Here is a 21,352-nt window from a genome sequence, read left to right on the forward strand (position 1 = left end):
GGCCGTTCTGAATAAGCGCGAGGGCAAGAGGAGCCCCGGCTGACCCTCTGGTCCCGGGTGCCTAGGACCAGCGGGAGAGGGGGGAGGGCATGGCGTAGGCGTAGCCCTGCTGATAGTCGCAGCCGAGGCGGTTCGCTATCTCGACATGGAGCTGGGTCTCCACCCCCTCGCACACCACGGCCATGCCGAGGCGCTGCAGGTAGGCCACCAGGCCCACCAGCATCTTGAAGGCGTGTGAGGTGCGTGCCGCCTGCAGCAGCAGGGAGCGGTCCAGCTTGACTACCTCGTAGGGCAGGGCCATCAGGCGCTGAAAGTTGCACTCCCGGGAGCCGAAGTCATCGCAGGCGATGTGGGCGCCATGGGCGCGCAGCACCTCTATCAGTTCCCTGTATTGGCTCTCCAGCCGGGCGTATTCCAGCACCTCGAACCAGATGTCGATCCCCACCTTGCGTGCCTGCACCAGCACCCGCAGCAACAGGTTCTGATAGGTCGGGCTGGAGAGCGCCGGGTTGAGGTTGATGGAGAGCGTATAGGGCCCCCCCTTCGCCAGGACAGGCAGATCCCTCATGATGGCCCTGAGCATGACGATATCCAGATGCAGGGATTCGTCCTGGCTGAGGGAGGCAAAATCGATGCCTTTGTAACACTGGGCCACCGGATCCCAGCGCCTGGCCAGCGCCTCATAGCCCTTGACCTGACGGTCCCGACCTATGATCGGCTGGTAAAAGGGAACGGCGACATCCGCCATGGCCATCGTGGCCATGGCACTCATCGGATACTCTTCTTTGAACGCAAACATGGCTCTCACCTGATGGCGATGGATGGCTGCGCATAATACAGGGTGCCGCCACCCGGCAGCTGTAGGAATTATCTGATAATGAGCCTGCCGCCTGAAATTCAATATAGGATTATTCCGATTAACATCCCCCGGCATGCTGCATAAACTGGCCCCAGTGATATTCGAACGGCTCATTAATAGCTTGTTTAAGAATAAATTCAGTCTGGAATAAATATGAGAAACATATTTTTTATTTTGTTGCTGATGCTCAGCGGCAACGTATCGGCATCGGCCGAAATCAGCATAGGCACCCTTTTTGACTATATGGCAGGTCAGCAGGGAACTTATTTGAAGCGGATCCGAAATCAGGGCGATACCACCGCCTTCGTCAAGGTAGCCATTCACGAAATAACCTATGACGGCGCCGGCCAGCCCCGTGAGTCGGCGGAGCTGACCGAAGGCAACCGGGCCCTGATCGCCAGCCCGTCGCGCCTGATCATCCCGGCCAAAGGGGTGCAGGCTACCCGCTTGCTCTATATGGGGGCGCGGGACAAGGAGCGCTATTTCAGGGTTCGCTTTATTCCCGTGCTGCCCAGGAAAGAGGATGGATTCGATATGGATGACCAGAGTATTGATGCTCAGCAACAAGTCTCTGCCGGCGTAAATATATTGACCGGATTCGGCGCCATTATTTTCGTCATGCCAAAAGAGACCCGCTTTGATACGAAATTGATAGAGACCGACACCATGACCACAGTCGTTAATAACGGCAATGCCACCATAGTGCTGGACTTTTTCGAGGAGTGTGATGGACGTGCAAAAAACTGTTCAACACCAGGAAAAATTCATCTGTTGCCGAGCATGAAGAAGCAACTTGTGAAACAGAAAGATCACCTCTATCGCTTTGCGCTGATTGAGGGTGACCAGAGTAGAAACATGGTGATTGGACACTGATGTTTCTTGTTTATGACCGAGGAGAGAGTAATGAAAGTATGGATTGTTGCGCCCCTGGCGATGCTGGTATCGGCCCATCTGATGGCGGCAGAACGCATTGAACATCAGGTCACAGTGACCGCCCAGATCCCGAGCGAGGCCTTCTATGTGCAGCCGACCGGTGGCGATAACTGGATGAGCACGCCGCAGAAGCTGGCCTACAACCCCTACACCAAGAAGCTGGACACGCTGAGCAAGCAGCTGGATGCCAAGAGCACCATAGGCGCCATCACCGGCTACCTGACCAACCCGGCCGTGATGGCCAGCGGCAACGACAACATTCCCCTGACCATCAAGGTGGGTGGTGTCGCCCTGTCGACCACCTCAGTCGAGGTGATGAAGGCAGAGGATGCCAAGACCGGCAAGTTGCTGGGACTGGAAGTGATCCCCGCCGACGCCCCTGTGGCCGGCTATCAGCCCGGCAACTATCAGGGCGTGGTGAACATGATGTTTGAATCGGAAGCGCCCAAAAAGCCCTAAGCAAATGACGGCGATTAAGTTCGGCTCCCTGTATCGGGGGAGCCTTTTTTGTTTGCGCTGATGCCAAGAGTGAGATGACCCGTGCCCTATTTCTCTTTCCTGCTGGCGCTGGCCCTGCTGGGCCAGCCTGTCTGGGCGACTGAGGGTCGTGCCACCCAGCCCCTCGATGTGTTGCAACAAGCCCAAGACTTGCCTGATGGCTTTGCCGATCACTTCTTCGACGTCCCGCTGGCGGTGCGCATCCTGGTGGATGGGCAACTGCTGGGGGAGGGCGAGATAGTGCTGGGCAAAGACACCAGCGTACAACTGCTGACCCTGACCGACGGCCACGAGAGTGAGCTGGACGAGCGCACACGCCAGCGCTGGGTCGAGGTGCTGGCCGTGCCTCACCGTCTGGGCCCGTGCCAGGGCGAGTGCGCCAATGGCGTGCTGGCCCTGGAGTACAGCCTGGAGAATTCCCAGCTCTCGGTGCTGACCACCCGGGTGGAGAGCGGATCACAGCAGGCCCGCTACCACCAGTTGCCTGCCGCGGGCAGCTATGGCGCCCTGATGCGCCATCAACTGAACCTGACCCTGGGGGAGGAAGAGCAGCGCAGCGGCCGCTACAACCTGACGGCCCAGGGCAGCCTCGGCCAGTGGACCCCCTTGCTGGAAGGGGAGCTGAGCCAGTTTTCCGGCCAGCCTGCCCAGCACCATGTGCAGCAGCTCTATGCCGAGCATGAGGGAGAGGGGCGCTTCTACCGGCTGGGCTATTTCTCCCCCTATGCCCAGGGGCTGGTGCGCCAGCCTGCCCAGTTTGGCGGCGGCACGCCGACCGTGCTCGGGGTCATGCTGGGGGATTCGGACACCCTGCTGGTGGAGCAGGGCAAGGCCAGCACTGTCCCGCTCTATGTCACCCCGAGTCGGCCCGGCATGGTCGAGATCTACAAGGATGGCTTGCTCATCAACTCCCAGCAGGTGGGCTCTGGGCTGCAGGCCCTGGATACCCGGGTGCTGCCCACCGGCATCTACGAGGTGGAGCTGCGGGTGCTGGAAGATGGCCAGGTGACCGAGCGGCGGCGGGAGATGATCTACAAGCCGGGCAACTGGCAAAACCCGGAGGAGGCCTGGCGCTTCAACCTGTTTCTGGGCCAGCAAACCCGGCTGCTCAGCGACCGGGAAGAGAAGCGCCCCGAGAGCACGAGCGGCGGCGTCATGCTCAACCACCTGCTCACCCCCTCGGTGATCCTGGGGGCGTCCAGCCAGTACATTGACCAGCGCTGGCAGCATGGTCTCTCGGCGGACTGGAGCCCGGGCAACCAGTGGCGGCTGTTTGGCAACCTGATGGCGACCCAGGGGGTGGGCACCGGCTTCGATCTGCAGGCGCTGCATCACTATGGGGATGGCAGCCTGGTGCTCAGTCATCAGCAGCAGCGCTATCAGGAGCTGCGGGAGGGGGAGGCGCGTGACCTTGCCCAGAGCAACCTGTCGTTGCAGCAGCGACTCGATGAGCATCACTCCGCCAACCTCTATCTGGCGCACCGGGAGGGGCAGGGGCTGGGGGCCGACCTGGGCTGGCGTTACAACGGCGAGCTGCTCGGCCAGGGGGTGAGCTGGAACCTGACGGTGTTCGACCGCCCGGGCAGTATCAGCACCGACAATGCGCGGGACAGGGGAAGCATGCTCTCCCTGAGCATGAACCTGGGGGGAGAGCGCAGCCAGCTTGCCATCGGCATTGGCAGCCGGACCTCCCGCTCCGGCGGGCAGGAACGCAACGCCTCCCTCGGTTACCAGCAGTGGCTGGAGTGGGGCGCCTTGCAGAGCGTCGGGGCCAACCTGACCACAGACAGCTATGGGGTCGGGATGGCGGGCCATGCCCGCTTTCAGGGGGCACTCGCCAGTGGCGACGCCCACCTGCTCTCTTCTTCCTACAACCGGGCCTTGAGTGGCGGACTCAACCTCGACAGCACCCTGGCCTTTGGCGATGAGGGCAGTCTGACCCTGACCGGTCAACCCCAGGGGTATGAGGCGGGCATGATAGTGGATCTGGAGTCCGACCTTCCCGAGCTGGCCCTGCGCGCCTATGACGATCAGGGAGGGAATGTGGTGCTGCGCCCCGGCCGCAACCTGGTGCCCGTCACCGCCTATCGCGGCGGTGCAGTACAGCTGGACATGGCGGGCGCCGAGTCGCCGTCGGTGACCATTCGCCCCAACCTGCTGCCCTATCACCTCAACAAGGGGGGGGTGGCCTATCACAGGGTGCGGGTGATGAAGACAGTGACAGTGATAGGTCGCCTGCTCAATGGGCAGGGGACACCGCTCAAGGGGGCCATGGTGGTCAACCACGCGGGACGTACCGTCAGCGAGGCCGATGGCTTCTTTGCGGTGGAGATGAGCGAGCGAAACCCCAGCTTGCAGGTGGAATTCCATGGTGCACAGCAGTGCGATCTGGCGCTGGATACGGCCCGTACCGAGCGTCAGCAGGATCTGTTGTTGCTGGGTGATCTAGTGTGCAGCCCCGAAATTTGGGCCAGCCAATAGGCCCTCGAACAGGAGTCGAAGATGAGAATGGAGATGAGGCGTTGTGGTTGGTGGCTGGCCCTGTTGATCGGGGGGGCCGCCCAGGGCGCCACCCTGAATGTGACGGCGGAATATAACCCGGCGACCTATGAGGCGGGGGGAGCCAAGTTCATCAACACCACCCCCTGCACCCAGTTTCCGGACGCGACCGGCTTCTGGTGCAGCACCACGGCCACAGTGGAGACGCCCCAGGCCGTTCGGTTCGATGCCAATATCAAGCGAAAGGTGAAGGAGAGCAGCGACAGCCGGGAGGGAGTGCACTATCTCGGTTTTCCGGGCGCCCGTGACGTGACCCTGGTCAAGCAGGGCGGGGGAGCCTCCTACACCCTCAAATTTATCGTGACGTCGGTCGGCTCCGAGATGAATGTGGGCTCGGTGCCCGCAGACACCACTATCTCGGAAAAAGGGGATTGTGCTTACGCCAGTGCATGGAAGAACAGCTCGTCTCTGTTCGTCTATCGCAACGTCAAAGAGTCCGCCAGCGCATCCGGTGGCCGCTGCCATGGACAAAACATGGGCTCGGTGGGCAAGGATCTCAATATCAGTTCGATTTACCTGGGGTATAAATTGAAAGCCCCCAATCCACTGGCGATGGAAAATGGCACCTATACCGGCAAGCTGACATTATCCATGGGGCATAACCTGGACTTCGATTTCGGCGCTGGCACTTATACGGACACTCAGCTGACCGTGAATTTCACCATCAAGGTTCGCCATCAAATCAAGATTGATTTTCCGGCCGGCGGGAATCGCGTCGTCTTGCAGCCCCCGGGGGGATGGCTTCACTGGATTTATCGTACCCCGGATTATCTGGATGCGGTGTTGCCGGCGCGCTTCTGGGTCGCAGTGCCTTATCATGCCAGCCTGAGCTGCCAATATCTGAATGCACAGGGGGATGGTTGTCAGATAAAGAACGACAAGAATGGCCATAAAGTACCAGTCAAGGTATATGGCACCGGCATCCGAAATCAGGAATGGCCTATCTATGCAGGAAAGAAAGACCTGTATGCATATCATAAAATATTGGCTGATAGTAATAGGCCATTCAGATTCGTCGTGGAAAAGAAATCCGTGCAAGAGATGATGAAATATTTTGGCAGCACTTATAAAGGTGATATCACCATCATCATCGATGTGGCCATCAATTAACCCTTATTACAGTCCCATCTCTTTTGCATAGTGAAACAGGGCGCTGTCGCTTTGCAGGCCGAGCCGCAGCATGGCGCTCTTTTTCTGGGTGCTGATGGTCTTGACGCTGCGATTGAGGTACTCCGCCACCTGGGTGACCGACATGCCGCTGGCCAGCAGGCGTACTACCTCGTTCTCCCTGGGGGTGAGCTGCACCGCGGGGGGCTGGTGCAGCAACCCGGCCTCTGCCAGCACGGCGTTAACCGAGTTGCCTATATAGTGCTGGCCTGTCTTTATCTGGCGAATGGCCTCCGTCAATTCATTGAGCACGGCCTTCTTGAGAATGATGCCGCGCACCCCCGACTGGGCAAGTGATTGCAAGATACCGGCGTTGTGTATCTGGGTCAGCACTATGATGGGCAGCTCGGGATATTCCCGTCGCAATTGCTGGATCATGGCCAGACCATCGCAGCGTTCATCCCCCGGCATGCTGAAATCGGTGATCAGCAGGTCGCAGCTATGTTGCTGCAATGTTTTCAATAATTCAGAAACCTGATGGGCCTCGGCAACAATATCGCAACCGATGTGACTCTGGGTAATGAGGCTGCGGATCCCGGCCAGTATCAACGGATGATCATCGGCGAGAATGATTTTGAAAGACATGATTGAGCCTCATATAAATCAATGAATAATATTCATGGTGTTAAACATGTGGATTATATAATACTTTATGCGCCGATTTTTTCCGAGCAATAAAATGAAACATGTTCCCCAGCTTGCTGACAGGGTGAGGTGTTACCCATCGATATTATTTAGACTTGCCACCTTAGTACTGCTATTTAATTTAGTCCTATATTGCCACTCTGCTATCGCCGCCAGCAAGCCCCCTTTGCAAGTGATAAAAGTGGGTGTGCTGAAAGGTGGCTGGGGGCCATTTCAGCAATGGGATGGAAATAATGGCAGCGGCTTCAGTGTGGAGCTGATGGCCTTATTGGCCAAGAATCTTGACTATCGCATCGAATGGAAAGCCTATACGGACTGGCGTCATCTATATAAGGCGAGCTGTCGCGGTGACGTCGATATTTTGCTGGATGCCTTTCGCGCCGACGAGCGCAAGTGTATCTCCTACAGCCGACCCTATTATTCATCCCCGACCGTGGTGGTGGTGCGCCACGACAGCCCCCTGTTTCGGGATGTCAGCGGCCTGAGTCAGGCCAGGATCGCCGTCGAGATCGGGTTTCTGACGGACAAGCTGATCCGGCTGCACTATCCGTCGGTCTCCCGCATCCTGTTTTCCGATTCGAGCTCGGCCCTGCGCGCCGTGCTGGAGGGGAAGGCCGATGCCTACATTGGCAACCTGCATGTCACCAACGAGTTCATCGGGCAGCACCCTGAGCTGGCCGTGGTGGCCCAGTCCCCCCTCTTGATGGAGAGCCTCCATCTGGGAGTCAGCAGGCATAAACCCAGTCTGGGGGTGCGGCTCGACACCGCCATCCAGGCCCTGACGGTGGAGGAGCGCACCGAGCTTGAACGGCGCTGGCTGGGGGATAGCCGCCTGAGCTTTCAAGGCCATAGCGGCTTCTTGCTGCGACCGGATGAGCGGGAGTGGCTCGCTCAGCTGCCCCCGCTCAGAGTCGGCCTGCTCGAGGGCTGGGCACCTTTCTCATTTTTGGACAGTCAGGGGCGGGTGAGCGGGCTCATCGACGACTACCTCGGCCTGTTCAAGGAGAAGCTGGGTCTGGCCTATCGCCATCGAACGGACCCAAGCCGCTCGGCCCTGTTGCAGGCGCAGATCCATCAGGAGGTGGATCTGATAGTGCTGCCCCTTCGCGTCAGCCAGCGGCTCGCCGGTTGGCAGGTGAGCCGGCCTATTGCGTCCTTCCCCGTGGTCATCGCCACTGCCCGTGGCAGCAACAGCATAGGGGGCTTTGCCGAACTGGCGGGCAAGCAGCTGATCGTGACCGATCGCATGCTGGTGAGCGAGCTGAAGGCACGTATCCCCCATGTCATCGTCACCGTGGTGTCCGGCCCTGAGGAGGGGTTGGCCATGGTGGCCGCCGGTCGTGGGGATGCCTATGTGGGCAACCTGGCCGTGCTCTCCCGGGTGATTGATGAGCGCTTCGGCGACAACCTGCACATAGTCGCACCCACCCCGTTTCGGGACGAGCTGGTGGTGGCGGTGCGGGAGTCCTATGCCCCCCTGCTGCCGCTGATCAACCGGGTGCTGGTGAGCATGAGCGACAAGGAGAAACAGCAGATCCGCAATACCTGGCTGGCCTTGAACTACAGCGAAGGTATCCCGTGGCAGAAGCTGCTGCGCACCCTGATCCCCCTAGGGGCCGGAGTCCTGCTCTTCATCCTCATCCTCAGCATCGCCTACTGGCGCCTGCACCGGGAGATAAGGCGCCGCCGCGAGGTGGAGGCGGCACTCGCCCATGCCAAGGAGCTGGCGGAGCGGGCCGCCAGCAAGAAGGCCGAGTTTCTGGCGACCATGAGCCACGAGATCCGCACCCCCATGAACGGCATCCTCGGCATGGCGGAGCAGTTGAGTTTTACCCCGCTGGATCTCGAGCAGCGCCAGATGGTCGCCATCATCAACCAGGGGGCTGAGGGGCTGCTGCAGCTCATCGGCAATGTGCTGGATTACGCCAAGCTGGATGCAGGCAAGATGCAGCTGGCGCCCACCTCCTTCCTGCTGCGGGAGCTGGCCGACAATGTGCTCACCATGATCAGCAGCGAGGTGGAGCGCAAGGGGTTGCAGATCTATCTGCGGGTGGACGATGAGGTGGGAGCGCGCTTCAACGGGGATGTTCTCAGGCTCAAGCAAGTCTTGTTCAATCTGGTGAGCAATGCGGTCAAGTTCACCGAGCGTGGTTTTATCGAGCTGTCGATAAGCCAGGAGTGGCAGAGTGCCGGTGAACAGCGGCTGCTGTTCGGGGTGCAGGACACCGGCATCGGCATGAGCGCCGAGGTGCAGGCCCGTATCTTCAATGCGTTTGAACAGGCCGACGGCGCCACCACCCGCAACCATGGCGGCACCGGGCTTGGGCTCAGCATCAGCCACACCCTGGCGGAGTTGATGGAAGGGACGCTCAGGCTGGAGAGTGCCCCCGGGGTGGGGACCTTCATCGGCCTCTCCGTCACTCTGGGGCTCGAGCGGCAGAAGGAGTGTGATCCTCTCCTGGCCGGATTGCGGGCCTTCCTGGCCGTGGACGATGACAGGTTGCGTCATACCCTGCGCCAGCACCTGTTGTCACTGGGGGTGCAGACGTGGAATGAACTGGGAGGGGCCGATCTCATCTTCGGCGAGGCGCGTGATCTGCCACACAACGGCATCTGCATCGCCCCCCTTGGCAATGTGCTGGGCTATCAGCGGCGAGACGGAGTCTACTGGCTCAACAGCAATCCCCTGACCTGGCAGGCGGTGCGGGAGGTCTGTCATCGTCAGCTCGGCCTGGGCGAGGTGGCACCCTTGCCTGCGGCTTCGCCCCTGACAGAGGCCTCCCTGCCGCTGCCGGCTCGGGTGCTGGTGGTGGAAGACAATCCCCTCAACCAGACCCTGATCCGGCGTCAGCTCAGGCAGCTGGATCTGGGGTGCGATCTGGCTGAGCATGGCGGGCAGGCGCTCCTCATGCTGGAGCAGCGGCCATATGAGCTCATCCTGTGCGACTGCCAGATGCCGGTGATGGACGGCTACGACTTTACCCGCAGGGTGCGCGCTACCCGGGACCTGGCCTCCCTTCCCATCATCGCCATGACCGCCAATGTGATGCCGGAGCAGGGGCAACGCTGTCTGGCCGCCGGGATGAACGATGTGCTGGGCAAGCCGGTGCTGCTGGAGGGGCTGCGCGGCATGCTGATGAAATGGCACCTGCTGCCGTCCCCAGGCCTGCTTGATGTGGCCGCGTTGCAGCGCCTGTTCGGGACGGGTGAGCCCTTAGCGCAGATGCTGGGCCAGTTTTGCGAGGAGCTGGCGCAATCCCTGGCACAGGTGCAGGAGAACGACAAGGCGCTGGCAGACTGGGTGCATCGCCAGGCGGGCACCATCTCCATGATGATGGTCGAGGATCTGGCGCAGCAGGCCTGGCATCTGGAGGAGAAGATCCGCCAGCAGGGGGCGAGGGCGTGCGAAGCCGAATTGAGGGAATTCAGGGCACTGCTTGGACGTATAGTCGAGGAGCTGAGGGGGCTTCTCCCTCGTGCCTGAGGCTGCCTCAGCGGGCCGCCATGGCCTGCTGGGTGTGCTGGCTCGGAACGGCGTGCATGGCCTGGGCCAGCCACTCCCAGTCCAGTGGCGGTGTGCCCGCCTTGAAGCGCTGGTAGGCCTGGCCCTGATGGATGGTCAGGAACAGGGTCGTCGGCAGGCCGAGGCGGTTGAGATAGCGCACCATGACGTCACCCTGATAATGGCGCAGCCGTTGTTGCAGCTCGGGCAGCGTCAACCCTTGCTCCCGGCCCCTTTCATCCCAGATTTCAAACATGTGAGGGCGCTCCTTGCGATTCGAGGCATTCACTGTTTCGAAAAAGCGGGGGCAGGGCAATTGTCAGATCTGACAGTGTCAAATGACCACTGGCCATAAATGCGAAAACCCGGCGCCAGGCCGGGTTTTCTGAATGATGGTGGAGGGAGAAGGATTCGAACCTTCGAAGGCAGAGCCGTCAGATTTACAGTCTGATCCCTTTGGCCGCTCGGGAACCCCTCCACAGGGGTACTACTTTTTACAGGCCTTTCACGCAATGCAGGAAGATGGTGGAGGGAGAAGGATTCGAACCTTCGAAGGCAGAGCCGTCAGATTTACAGTCTGATCCCTTTGGCCGCTCGGGAACCCCTCCACGGGGTATTTTCCTGATTGTTCGCACTTGAATGGTGGAGGGAGAAGGATTCGAACCTTCGAAGGCAGAGCCGTCAGATTTACAGTCTGATCCCTTTGGCCGCTCGGGAACCCCTCCCCAAGTGCGAGGCCGCATACTACCAGATCCGGCAAGGTTGTGAACCCCTTGGCCGCATTCTGACGACAAAAAAGTGTCAACTGGTTATTTTTTGATATGTTTCGCTCAAAATTCACGCTTTTCAATGACTTTTATGTCGATGTCCTGGAGGGCCGGCAGGGAGGGCATGGACAGAGGAGCCACGATGGGCTCCTCTTTTTTATGCGGGAAAGGGTGGCAGTGGCGAGGCTCAGGCGTCTGAGGTGCGTGCCTGCTGGCAGCCCTGAACCGCGTGGGCGATGAGCTCGAGGGCGCTCTGCTCGCAGGGGGGCAACTCCTCGTCGCATTGGCCGAGCGGGGTGACGCGAGGGCCCCATTTGATGAGGGCGGCGCCCCAGGTCAGACCGGCCCCGAAGGCGGCGGTCAGCAGATAGCTGCCCGGCTTGACCCGGCCCTGCTCCAGCGCCTCGCACAGGGCGATGGGCACAGTCGCAGCCGAGGTGTTGCCGTACTGCTCTATGTTGACCATCACCTTCTCCATGGGGGCGTTCATGCGCTTGGCCAGGGTCTCTATGATGCGCACATTGGCCTGGTGGGGGACTATGAGGTCGACTTGCTCGGGGGCTATGCCGGCCTGGGCCAGTACGGCACCTGTGGCCTCGCCCATGCCGCGCACGGCGCGCTTGAAGATCTCCTGCCCCTCGAAGTTGAAGGTGAAGAGGCCGTCGATGTCGGCGAAACGCACCCTATCCGTCCCGAAGTTCGGCACGTGCAGTATCTCCCGTGCCTCGCTGTCACAGCCGAGCTTGCTGGCAATCAGGCCGCTCTTCTGCTCGCTCGCCTCTATCACCACGGCGCCCGCGCCGTCGCCAAACAGCACAGCAGTGTCGCGCTTGGCCCAGTCCAGCAGCTGGATGAGACGCTCGGCGCCTATCACCAGCACCTTCTGCATCATGCCGGTCTGCACCAGGGAGGTGGCGACCGAGAGCGCATAGACGAAGCCGGTACAGGCGGCATTGAGGTCGAACACCGCCGCCTTGTGGGCGCCCAGGGCCTGCTGCACGGCAGAGGCTCCATTGGGAACTAGCGTGCCCGGGGTGGCGGTGGCCAGTATGATGCCATCGAGTTCACCGGCCTCCAGACCGGCGCAGGCCAGGGCGCGGCGGGCGGCCAGGGTGGCGAGCGCCTGGGTGCTGACGTGGGAGACCCGACGGGCCTTGATGCCGGTACGCGGATAGATCCACTCATCCGAGGTATCCATGATGGTGCTGAGGTCATCGTTGGTCAGCACTGCGGGGGGGAGGCATTTGCCCCAGCCGGTGATATTGGCGTATTTCATCTTGTTATCGCTTCTTGTTGTAGATCGCCCGCGGGCGGAAAAGTGCGCAATTATGTCGTACAGGCTTTCCAGTGTCATCCCGCGGGGAGGGGAGCGCAAGGGGGCGCAGGGAGAACAAGGTGGTGATTTTGCTTAAATTCCCGCTTCTCCATGTCTTAAGATGAGAGCCCGACCCAGGCTCTCCCTTCCCGAGGTGTTGTCAGTGCACAAAGCGAATCTCAACCTGTTGCCCACCCTCAAGGTGTTGCTGGAGACCCGCAACATCAGCCGGGCGGCGGAGCTGCTGCACCTGAGCCAGCCCTCCATCAGCAAGCAGCTCGGCCAGCTTCGCAGCGAGTTTGGTGACGAGCTGCTGGTGCGGGAGGGGCAGCGCTGGCTGCTGACCCCGCGGGCCGAGAGCCTGGCGGCGGCGCTTGCCGACTCCCTCGGTGCCCTGGAGCGGCTCTATGCGGCGCCCGAGTTTGCCCCAGAGCGCTGCGAGCGGGTGTTCCGGCTCGCCTCCTCCGACTACGTGGCCCAGCACATACTGCCCGACATCTGTGCGGCCCTGGCCAGAGCCGCCCCTCTGGCGGCGCTGGAGTACAGCCTGTGGGACAAGCGCCAGCTGCCGCAGCTGTGGCAGTCCGAGCTGGATCTGGTCTCAACCATCACGGATCTGGTGCCGGATCAGATCCGGGGGCTGCACCAGGGGGAGGACAGGCTGGTGATGCTGATGGGGCGCCACCACCCGCTTTCGGGCACGGTGCCCAGCCTGGATGACTATCTCGCCTGGCCCCATCTGCAGGTGAGCGGTGGCGGCGACAAGGACAGCCCGGTGGAGCAGGTGCTGGCCCCTCGGGGGCTCTCCCGCCGCTGGTTTGCCCGGGTGCCCTTCTTCCAGGCGGCGGTGGAGGTGCTGCTGCGCACCGACTGCCTGATGACCACCCCGGCCCACATCGCCTGGCAGCTCTCCCGGGAGCACGCCCTGAGTTTTTGCGATCTGCCCTTCGCCACCCGGGTGCAGCAGTATCATCTGCTGTGGCACCAGCGCCACCACCTGGATCCGGCCCACCGCTGGTTTCGTGAGCTGGCCTACCCCTTCCTGCGGGATCACCTGCAGCGCACCCTGGGGGAGAGCCGCAAACAGCTGGATCTGAAGGCGGATCACCTCAGCCAGGGGTAGTCGGTTATGCCAGCCTATAGCCGTTGGCTATGGGCTCTATTCATAACTTTCATTTCTGGCATAGCTGGCCACCTCCTACCCTGATCACAGTGAGATACATTCGGCTTGGGAGAAGGAAAGGGTATGGAAATGACGAGTTGGCTGGCGCTCGCCGCCATTTGCGTGATGGGGGCCATCAGTCCGGGGCCCAGCCTGGCGCTGATCATCCGCAATACGGTGCAGGGGGGGCAGGGCCACGGGGTGGCCACGGCGCTCGGCCACGGCCTGGGGGTGGGGATCTACGCCCTCATCACGGCGCTGGGTCTCTCTGTGCTGATCACCCAGACCCCGCTGCTGTTTGATCTGATCCGCTACGGCGGTGCCGCCTTCCTCGCCTGGCTCGGGATCAAGGCGCTCTTGGCCAAGCCCGCCAGTGGCGACTCTGCCGACGAGACGGTGCACGGCGCCCGTGGCCGTCAGGGGGCGTTCGAGGGCTTCATGGTGGCCTTCTTGAACCCCCAGCTCGCCATCTTCTTCATCGCCCTGTTCAGCCAGTTCGTGCACGCCGATACCGGCTGGCGCGAGGGGAGCATCATGATGCTGACCGCCGGCGGCATAGACGCGCTCTGGTACGTGCTGGTGGCCCTGGTGCTCTCCCGCGGGCCCGTGCTGGCCTGGCTCAAGGCCAAGTCCTTCGTGATCGACAAGATAAGCGGCCTGGTGTTGCTGGGATTGGCGCTCAAGGTGGTGATCTGAGCTCTCCCGCGGTCTGTCCATGGCTCGCCTGGCTCAAGGCCAAGTCCTTCGTGATCGACAAGATAAGCGGCCTGGTGTTGCTGGGATTGGCGCTCAAGGTGGTGATCTGAGCTCTCCCGCGGTCTGTTCATGGCTGGCCTGGCTCAAGGCCAAGTCCTTCGTGATCGACAAGATAAGCGGCCTGGTGCTGCTGGGATTGGCGCTCAAAGTGGTGATCTAGACCAGCGTCTGGTGCCAGTGTCGCCAGCGCAATCTCCCTTCTCCCCTTGCGGGAGAAGGGTTGGGGATGAGGGGCGACCACATAGGCTTGTCTCGGCCCGGCGAAAGCCGCATCTCCTGCTTAGGAATGTCGGCCTATCCAATCCTGCATTCTGCGGTGATCTTAAGCGGGATCAAGGCGGCGGGCGCCTGGTCTCGCTAGAGTGACGGGCATTTCTCGTCCGCCTTCAGACCAGACCCATGCAGGATCACACCCAGACTAACCGCCTCGAGCTGCTGGCTCCGGCCAAGAACCTCGCCTACGGCATCGAAGCCATCAACCACGGTGCCGATGCCGTCTACATGGGCGGCCCCGCCTTCGGTGCCCGCAGTGCGGCAGGCAACTCCCTCGAAGATATCGAAGCGCTGGCGCGCCACGCCCACCGCTTCGGCGCCCAGGTGTTCGTCGCCTTCAACACCCTGCTGCACGACCAGGAGCTGGAGCAGGCCCGGCGCCTGACCCACCAGATCTACGAGGCCGGGGCCGATGCGCTGATCGTGCAGGATATGGGGCTGCTGGCGCTCGACCTCCCCCCCATCGCGTTGCACGCCAGCACCCAGACCGACAACCGCACGCCGGAAAAGGTGAAGTTTCTGCAGGACGTGGGTTTCTCCCAGGTGGTGCTGGCCCGGGAATTGTCCCTTGAGCAGATCCGTGCCATCAGCGCCCAGACCCAGGTGCAGCTGGAATTCTTTATCCACGGTGCCCTGTGCGTCTCCTACAGCGGCCAGTGCAACATCAGCCACGCCCGCACCGGGCGCAGCGCGAACCGTGGCGAGTGTGCCCAGCTCTGCCGGCTGCCCTGCTCCCTACAGACCCCAGGGGGTGAGGTGCTGGTGGAGAACAGCCACCTGTTGTCCCTCAAGGACATGGATCAGAGCACGAACCTGGAGGCGCTGATCGCCGCGGGCATCCGCTCCTTCAAGATTGAGGGGCGCCTCAAGGGGGTGGACTACGTCAAGAATGTCACCGCCTGGTATCGCCAGAAGCTGGACGCCATCCTGGAGCGCCGCCCCGATCTGGTGGCGGCGTCGGCCGGTCGCTGCAGCTACGGTTTCACACCGGATCCCAAAAAGAGCTTCAACCGGGGAAGCACCGACTACTTCCTCCATGGCCGCCAGCCGGGGATAGACTCCACCAGGAGCCCGAAATATGTGGGTGAACCCCTGGGCCGCGTCAGCAAGGTGACCCGCGATGGCATAGAGATAGACGGCAAACCCGTGAGCCTCAACAACGGCGATGGCCTCGGCTTCTTCAAGCCGGGGGGCGAACTGGTGGGGATGCGCCTCAACAAGGTGGAAGGTAAGCAGTTACTGCTGTCGGAGCGCATGCCTGGCCTCAAGGTGGGCACCGAGATCTTCCGCAACCACGATCAGGCATTCAGCAAGTTGCTGGAGAAGCCGAGCGCGGAGCGCCGCATCCGGGTCGATATGCGGCTCTCTGAATGCGACCAAGGCGTCCGGCTCGTGCTCACCGACGAGCAGGGCATCGGCGCCTCCGTCACGCTCCCCTGCGACAAGCAGCCGGCCGACAACCCGGCGCGGGCGCTGCAACAGGCGCGGGACCAGCTTGGCAAACTGGGTAACACCCTGTTTGTGGCACGCCAGATTGAGTTGGTATTCACTTCTCCCCTGTTCATTGCCGCATCCATGCTCAACGGCCTGCGCCGGGACGGCATAGCCGCCCTGGAGGCGGCCCGTCTGGCCGCCTACCGGCGACCCGAGCGGCGCATCCCTCTGCGTGACGCCACCTATCCCCAGCACCGGCTCTCCTACCTCGGCAACGTGCTGAACAGTGCGGCCGAGCAGTTCTTCCGCGAGCACGGGGTGGGGCGCATAGCCCCCGCCTATGAGGCGAACAAGGAGCAGGGGGAGGTGGTGCTGATGATCACCAAACACTGTATTCGCTACAGCCAGCACCTCTGCCCGAAAGAGGTGCCCGGCCTCAAGGCCGAACCGCTGGAATTGAAGATGGGTAAAGACAGTTTCCGCCTGCGCTTTGACTGCAAGCGCTGCGAGATGCAGGTGATGGGGAGTTTGAAAAAGTAATCCGTTTGCGGCCTCTCACCCTAGCTCCCTTACTAGGGGAGAGGAGATCAATCTGTATAGTGCCATCCATTACCAGCGGTGGTATCTACTCCCTTTTCCCACTTACTTTTGAAAAATGGGGGAGGGGCTGGGGATGAGGGGGCGTAAATGTGCAGTGTTCCAGGGAAGAGTGTTTTCGACTGAACTGTCTGAAAATTCTCTTTCCGAACGTCTGATTACGCCTCGCTTATCAAACCAGCGGCTCTGAGTTTATGAAATCCAATATTTACCAAGCGAGATTAAATTTGTTATTACATATCCAAATTGGCTTCAATGGTCCAGTCATTATCTATCCTGTGCGGTGTAGGACCTCGTGGCTGCATTCTCTGCGAGTGATCCTGTTTGGCGATAAAGTCAGATGAAAAATGTGGCCATTTCTATATCCAAAGGGGGGGGTAGCCAGAATCCTTACCTGTAGCGGAGGTATGCAATGATAGTACTGTTTATTCTTGTGTTGGCTATCGTCACTCCGGCCGTCATCCTGCTGGCTACCGTCAAGCTCACAGAGGCAGAGTACGCACCTCAAAGTCAGTCCATCACTTCATCGATTTTCACAACCGTAAGATACTGGGTTGCTATCGGTTATACGGGATTTCTGTTCACAGGGGCACTTGGAGGCATCTTGGTTGCGACGACGAGTGAATACGGAGGTTACAGTATCCCTGGTTGCAATTTCTACGATGCGCTTCTCTACGGTGCTCGTTGCCAAGGTTTTAATGGTGCGTGGGTAGCTTCTGCTGTTCTTAACTTCGTGCTATTGATTGTGCAGTTGTCGGCAGCCTCGCTATCCTCCCCATTCTTTTTCCCTATAGCCCTCCTGCTTTGGACACCCCCCATCTACATCATCTATTTATGCGTTAGACGATTGAGGTGTCGGAGGGAGTAGTTTCGTAGATTGTTTAAATTTATAAAGACTAAGGTTTACTAAACGATATCAACGTTTTTATTCCATATCAAAATTAATTTCGATGGCCCAGTCACTCTTTATCTATCTTGTGCGATGGATGCAGACATAACAGTGTTGGGATTAAGGGGGAAGAGTAATTGCGCCAACGCCAATCGATGGATTGTAAAATATAGCCAGCAGTCTGTCGGTGCGGGTAATGCATTGAGGGCGGTGCATTTTCCATATTGCCTCTAGAACAAGGACTGTAGGGGCTACCGTTAACGGTAAGGTCAAAAGTTTTAGGTCTCCATCACCACTTACAAAATTCAAAGTTAGAATAGCGAAGCCTGTTCGGATGTTCGAAAACCTGCCCTGATTAATCGCAAGCCAGCACTTATCTAATAACCAATTCCTTCCCGCCTTAGTAACACCAGCTTGATAGGTATGTTATGGCGCTTGGTTCGATGGCAGTATCAGGGAGGCACTATGGGGAGACTAGCTTGTCCGGGCATCCCAGCCTACAGCCGGCATGGCGGGGGGGCGACGGATGCTGATTGCCCCTGCTGCGGTGATGCCTCTTGTTTTGACAAATGGAGTTACGATGGAAATCAAGGACTTACCGTTTTGCACCACGAACTGGGCCGAGATAGCGCCCACCGAGCACAAGGGGGAACGCGGCGTCGCCCGCTGGCACACCCAGCTGTTTGGGGATCTGCGGGTACGGATGGTGGAGTACTCCCCCGGCTATCTGGCGGATCACTGGTGCAGCAAGGGCCACGTGCTGCTCTGCCTCGAGGGGGAGCTGCACACCGAGTTGCAGGATGGCCGCGTCTTCACCCTGACCGCGGGCATGAGCTATCAGGTGGCGGACAACGCCGAGCCCCATAGATCCTACACAGAACAGGGCGCCCGGCTCTTTATCGTCGACTGAGCCGCGCCCTTTCCTATTTCCCCTTATCTTCCAGGATCTTGCCCATGCTTGAGCTCAGACCCAACTGTGAATGTTGTGACCAGGATCTGCCCGCCGACACTGCGGTCGCCTATATCTGCTCCTTCGAGTGCACCTTCTGCGCCCAGTGCAACGATCAGTACCTGCACCTGACCTGCCCCAACTGCGGTGGCGAGCTGGTCAGGCGCCCGCGCCGTCCGGCGGCCAAGCTGGCGGCCAATCCCGGCTCCATCAAGCGGGTCTTCAATCCTGCCCTGAAAACGGCCCTGAGCAAGGGGCGCTAGGGCTGCCAGCCCCCTCTGGGGCCGCGTCTACCAACCGCGTCCCCTCTGGGGCCGCGTCTACCAACCGCGTCCCCTCTGGCCCTTGACCTTCTCCCGGCGGCCATGCTGGCCAGGGGGCCAGGTTTGAGCCGGCTGGGTCGTCCTTTCTCCTGAAGCGGGGCCACGGGGCCCCGCCCGGGATCACACTGCTTATTTCTCCATCACCACATTCCAGGGGCCATCGGCCTGGATAAAGAAGACCGCCTCCTCGCTGCCTTCCACCTTGGCCACATGGGGCTGCTTGTCGGTCAGGGCGAAGTAATCGCCGGGGCCGAGGGGGTACTCCTTGCCTGCGACCGTCAGGGTGACGGCACCCGACACCAGGGTCACATAGTGATCCGCGTCGTGATGATGATTCGGCGTCACCAGCCCCGCCGGGTATTTCAGGAAGAACCTGCTCTCCCCCTTGGCCATGTCACCGGAGACCGGTGCGGCGGCGATGCCGTTGCCCATGTCCTTCCACTTGAGATCGGCCTTGGTCATCACCAGGGTCGACTCGGCCCGGGCGGGGACGGTGACCAGCAGCAGAGCCGATAGCGAGAGGACGACGGCATACATGAATTTCATCTGCTCTCTCCTTTGCGAGTTGAACAACCCGTTCAATGGGGCGAGGCCGTCAGGGTCTCGCCTCTCCAAGCATAGGGTGTGGGCAGCCTGCCCGCGGTGCCTGGCCGATGTGGCGCTTTAGGTGGTGACGCCCTCTAGGTGCAGCAATGCCTGCTTGATGGGCAGGCCCCCCGCATAGCCGGTCAGGCTGCCGCTTTGGCCGATCACCCTATGGCAGGGCACTATGATCGACAGCGGGTTGCGGCCGTTCGCGGCCCCGACGGCGCGGCTCGCACTCGGCTTGCCGATGGCGCGGGCTATGTCACCGTAGCTGCGGGTCTCGCCATAGGGGATGTCGCACAGCGCCTGCCATACCGCTTGCTGAAACGCCGTGCCCCGCGCCGCGAGCGGCAGGGTGAATCGTTGCAACCGCCCCGCGAAATAGTCTCGAAACTCGGCGAGGAAGGGGGCGAGCGCCTCGCCGTCCTGCCGCCAGTCGCTCATGTCGGGCAGTGGCCGCAGCCCTGCCACAAAGTCCACGTGCACCAGACCGCGCTCATCGATGGCGACCAGCAGATCGCCGCAGCGGGTGGGCATAATATCGTAGCGGATCATGGGGTTGTCTCCTTGGGTTCGTTGTCTGGGTGCTCCCGGGCCGGGTCTGTCAGCAGCGCGGGCTGCTCGCTCATGGCGTGCCACAGCCAGCTCGCGGCGTAGGCGCGCCACGGCTGCCAGGAGGCGCTTCGCGCCTCCACCTCCTTCACCGGCAGCTTGGCGCCGCCCCCGAGCGCCTTTTGCAGCACGAGATCCGAGGCGGGAAAGGCGTCCGTGTCCAGCCCGCAGCGCAGCCGCCAGTACGCAACCGTCCAGGGGCCTATGCCCGGCAGCGCGAGCAGTTGCTCGTCACTCGCGCTGCCCAGGGTGAGGGCGCCGCTCGCGAGCGCCGCGGCCAGCCCCTGCAGCGTGCGGATGCGGCTGCCCGGCATGCCGATGCCGTCCAGATCGAGCTCGCACAGCTGGGCAGGCGTGGGCAGCTGCGCTACCCCGAACTGCGCCAGGGTGCGCGACACCAGGCGCCCCATGATGGTGATGGCGCCCTTGACCGACACTTGCTGGCCGACGATGGCGCGCAACATCACCTCGTATTCGTCCCAGCCCCCAGGCAGCCGCACCCCGGGCCAGCGCCCCTGTATCCGCGCCAGCAGCGGATCCTGCCCGAGCAGCTCGCCGATGCGCCCCATGTCCGCGTCCAGATCCCACATGCGGCGCACGCGATACAGTATGTCCGGCAGCGCACTCGGCGGCAGATCCTGCACCGTCAGCCTGAGCCTCTCCCCCTCGAGGGGCTCGATGCGAACTAGCCCCTCCTGCTCGCCTACCCTGTGGCGGCGCTCGTAACCGTACTCATCCACCCGTTCCAGCCCAGGAATGGCGCGCAGCCGGTAGAACGCGAGCATGGCCTGGGCATCGAATGGCGGGCGATATTGCAGGTGCAATTGCAGGCTCGTCTGCGGCGTCTCGGCTGGCGCAGCGCCCTCCCGTTTGCGCAAGGCGCCCGGCGTCAGCCCGTAGGCCTGTTGCCAGGCGTCGTTGAAGCGGCGAATGCTCGCGAAGCCAGACGCGAACGCGACATCCGTGATGGGCAGATGCGTCTCCGTCAGCAGCCGCTTCGCAAGCAGCAGGCGGCGCGTCTGCTCCACCTGCTTTGGCGAGGCACCGAGGTGTTGCTCGAACTGGCGCCGCAACGTGCGCTCAGTGATCCCGGCCTGCGCCGCGAGCGCGCCCAGGGTGCTTTCCCCGAGTTCACCGCGCTCTATGCGCGCCAGCACCTGGGCGACCAGGGGCGGCAGATCCCCGCTCTGGGACGGCGCCAGCTCGGGGCGACAGCGCAGGCAGGGACGCAGCCCGTGCTGCTCCGCCGCCGCCGCGAAGCGAAAATATTGCACGTTGTGCTCGTGCGGCGCCCGCGCAGGGCAGATGGGGCGGCAATAGATGCCGGTGGACAGCACGCCGGTGAAGAAGCGGCCGTCGAAACGCGCGTCTCGTGCGAGCCGGGCGGCATGGCATTGCTCGCGGGTGAGGCCGGGGATGATCTCGTCCTGGGGCGATGAGACGGGGGACGCTGTGTTCATGACATGACTCGGCTGAGGGTGTGCATGACCCAGAGACTAAGCGGGTGCGAGGGGAGTGACTAGCCAA

17 protein-coding genes, 3 tRNA genes and 1 pseudogene are annotated in these 21,352 nt (G+C 61.4%); 11 read left to right on the top strand and 10 right to left on the bottom strand.

Annotation, left to right across the window (positions count from 1 at the left end; translation table 11 throughout):
• Positions 1-61: 61 nt before the first annotated feature.
• Positions 62-799, bottom strand: coding sequence for an EAL domain-containing protein (locus G4923_RS11690; protein WP_139745230.1), 738 nt, complete (start codon positions 797-799; stop codon positions 62-64).
• Between the two features lie 213 nt (positions 800-1,012).
• Here G4923_RS11690 and G4923_RS11695 point away from each other — a divergent pair, with 213 nt between their 5' ends.
• The 4 genes from G4923_RS11695 to G4923_RS11710 all read left to right on the top strand — a co-directional run bounded on the left by G4923_RS11695 (position 1,013) and on the right by G4923_RS11710 (position 5,959).
• Entirely contained in the window at positions 1,013-1,732 is a 720-nt protein-coding gene (locus tag G4923_RS11695) for a hypothetical protein (RefSeq protein ID WP_163137138.1), read from the top strand.
• Between the two features lie 30 nt (positions 1,733-1,762).
• Positions 1,763-2,251, top strand: coding sequence for a CS1 type fimbrial major subunit (locus G4923_RS11700; RefSeq protein WP_111909846.1), 489 nt, complete (start codon positions 1,763-1,765; stop codon positions 2,249-2,251).
• 81 nt (positions 2,252-2,332) lie between these two features.
• Positions 2,333-4,771 carry a CS1-pili formation C-terminal domain-containing protein gene (locus tag G4923_RS11705; protein WP_163137139.1) on the top strand — a complete coding sequence of 813 codons (2,439 nt, stop codon included), beginning with the start codon at positions 2,333-2,335 and terminating at the stop codon, positions 4,769-4,771.
• Positions 4,772-4,792: 21 nt separating this feature from the next.
• Positions 4,793-5,959: a hypothetical protein gene (locus G4923_RS11710; RefSeq protein WP_163137140.1), complete on the top strand. Its 1,167-nt coding sequence runs from the start codon at positions 4,793-4,795 to the stop codon at positions 5,957-5,959.
• Between the two features lie 6 nt (positions 5,960-5,965).
• Here G4923_RS11710 and G4923_RS11715 read toward each other — a convergent pair whose 3' ends face one another.
• Complete coding sequence (locus G4923_RS11715; RefSeq protein ID WP_111909849.1) at positions 5,966-6,601, bottom strand: response regulator; 636 nt, start codon at positions 6,599-6,601, stop codon at positions 5,966-5,968.
• Between the two features lie 94 nt (positions 6,602-6,695).
• Between G4923_RS11715 and G4923_RS11720 the strand changes: the two genes are divergently transcribed.
• A complete protein-coding gene (locus tag G4923_RS11720) occupies positions 6,696-10,145 on the top strand; it encodes a transporter substrate-binding domain-containing protein (RefSeq protein WP_163137141.1) in 3,450 nt (1,149 codons plus the stop codon).
• 7 nt (positions 10,146-10,152) lie between these two features.
• On the opposite strand, the gene G4923_RS11725 is transcribed toward G4923_RS11720, so the two are convergent.
• From G4923_RS11725 to G4923_RS11745, 5 genes are all read right to left on the bottom strand, one after another.
• A complete protein-coding gene (locus G4923_RS11725) occupies positions 10,153-10,419 on the bottom strand; it encodes a hypothetical protein (protein WP_163137142.1) in 267 nt (88 codons plus the stop codon).
• A 137-nt stretch (positions 10,420-10,556) separates the two neighbouring features.
• Positions 10,557-10,641, bottom strand: a tRNA-Tyr gene (locus tag G4923_RS11730).
• A gap of 45 nt (positions 10,642-10,686) precedes the next feature.
• Positions 10,687-10,771: transfer RNA gene (locus G4923_RS11735), tRNA-Tyr, on the bottom strand.
• Between the two features lie 32 nt (positions 10,772-10,803).
• Positions 10,804-10,888, bottom strand: a tRNA-Tyr gene (locus tag G4923_RS11740).
• 229 nt (positions 10,889-11,117) lie between these two features.
• Positions 11,118-12,206, bottom strand: coding sequence for a ketoacyl-ACP synthase III (locus G4923_RS11745; RefSeq protein WP_163137143.1), 1,089 nt, complete (start codon positions 12,204-12,206; stop codon positions 11,118-11,120).
• A gap of 202 nt (positions 12,207-12,408) precedes the next feature.
• Here G4923_RS11745 and G4923_RS11750 point away from each other — a divergent pair, with 202 nt between their 5' ends.
• The 6 genes and pseudogenes from G4923_RS11750 (at position 12,409) to G4923_RS11780 (ending at position 18,568) form a co-directional block, all read left to right on the top strand.
• Complete coding sequence (locus G4923_RS11750; protein WP_163137144.1) at positions 12,409-13,368, top strand: LysR substrate-binding domain-containing protein; 960 nt, start codon at positions 12,409-12,411, stop codon at positions 13,366-13,368.
• A gap of 123 nt (positions 13,369-13,491) precedes the next feature.
• Positions 13,492-14,103, top strand: coding sequence for a LysE family translocator (locus tag G4923_RS11755; protein WP_163137145.1), 612 nt, complete (start codon positions 13,492-13,494; stop codon positions 14,101-14,103).
• Positions 14,104-14,120: 17 nt separating this feature from the next.
• Positions 14,121-14,213, top strand: a pseudogene (locus tag G4923_RS21495) (LysE family translocator); the annotation flags it as partial.
• Between the two features lie 349 nt (positions 14,214-14,562).
• Entirely contained in the window at positions 14,563-16,410 is a 1,848-nt protein-coding gene (locus tag G4923_RS11770; protein WP_163137146.1) for a peptidase U32 family protein, read from the top strand.
• Between the two features lie 1,526 nt (positions 16,411-17,936).
• Positions 17,937-18,266, top strand: coding sequence for a DHCW motif cupin fold protein (locus G4923_RS11775; protein ID WP_163137147.1), 330 nt, complete (start codon positions 17,937-17,939; stop codon positions 18,264-18,266).
• A gap of 44 nt (positions 18,267-18,310) precedes the next feature.
• Positions 18,311-18,568: a DUF1272 domain-containing protein gene (locus G4923_RS11780; protein ID WP_163137148.1), complete on the top strand. Its 258-nt coding sequence runs from the start codon at positions 18,311-18,313 to the stop codon at positions 18,566-18,568.
• A gap of 189 nt (positions 18,569-18,757) precedes the next feature.
• On the opposite strand, the gene G4923_RS11785 is transcribed toward G4923_RS11780, so the two are convergent.
• From G4923_RS11785 to G4923_RS11795, 3 genes are all read right to left on the bottom strand, one after another.
• Entirely contained in the window at positions 18,758-19,174 is a 417-nt protein-coding gene (locus G4923_RS11785; protein WP_163137149.1) for a cupin domain-containing protein, read from the bottom strand.
• A 117-nt stretch (positions 19,175-19,291) separates the two neighbouring features.
• Entirely contained in the window at positions 19,292-19,768 is a 477-nt protein-coding gene (locus G4923_RS11790) for a methylated-DNA--[protein]-cysteine S-methyltransferase (RefSeq protein WP_163137150.1), read from the bottom strand.
• Positions 19,765-21,285 (bottom strand): DNA-3-methyladenine glycosylase 2 family protein, encoded by a 1,521-nt coding sequence (locus tag G4923_RS11795; protein ID WP_163137151.1) that lies wholly within the window; start codon positions 21,283-21,285, stop codon positions 19,765-19,767. Before G4923_RS11795 ends, G4923_RS11790 begins: the two co-directional genes overlap by 4 nt.
• Positions 21,286-21,352: the final 67 nt, after the last annotated feature.

This window comes from Aeromonas rivipollensis, assembly GCF_010974825.1.
Lineage (GTDB): Bacteria > Pseudomonadota > Gammaproteobacteria > Enterobacterales > Aeromonadaceae > Aeromonas > Aeromonas rivipollensis.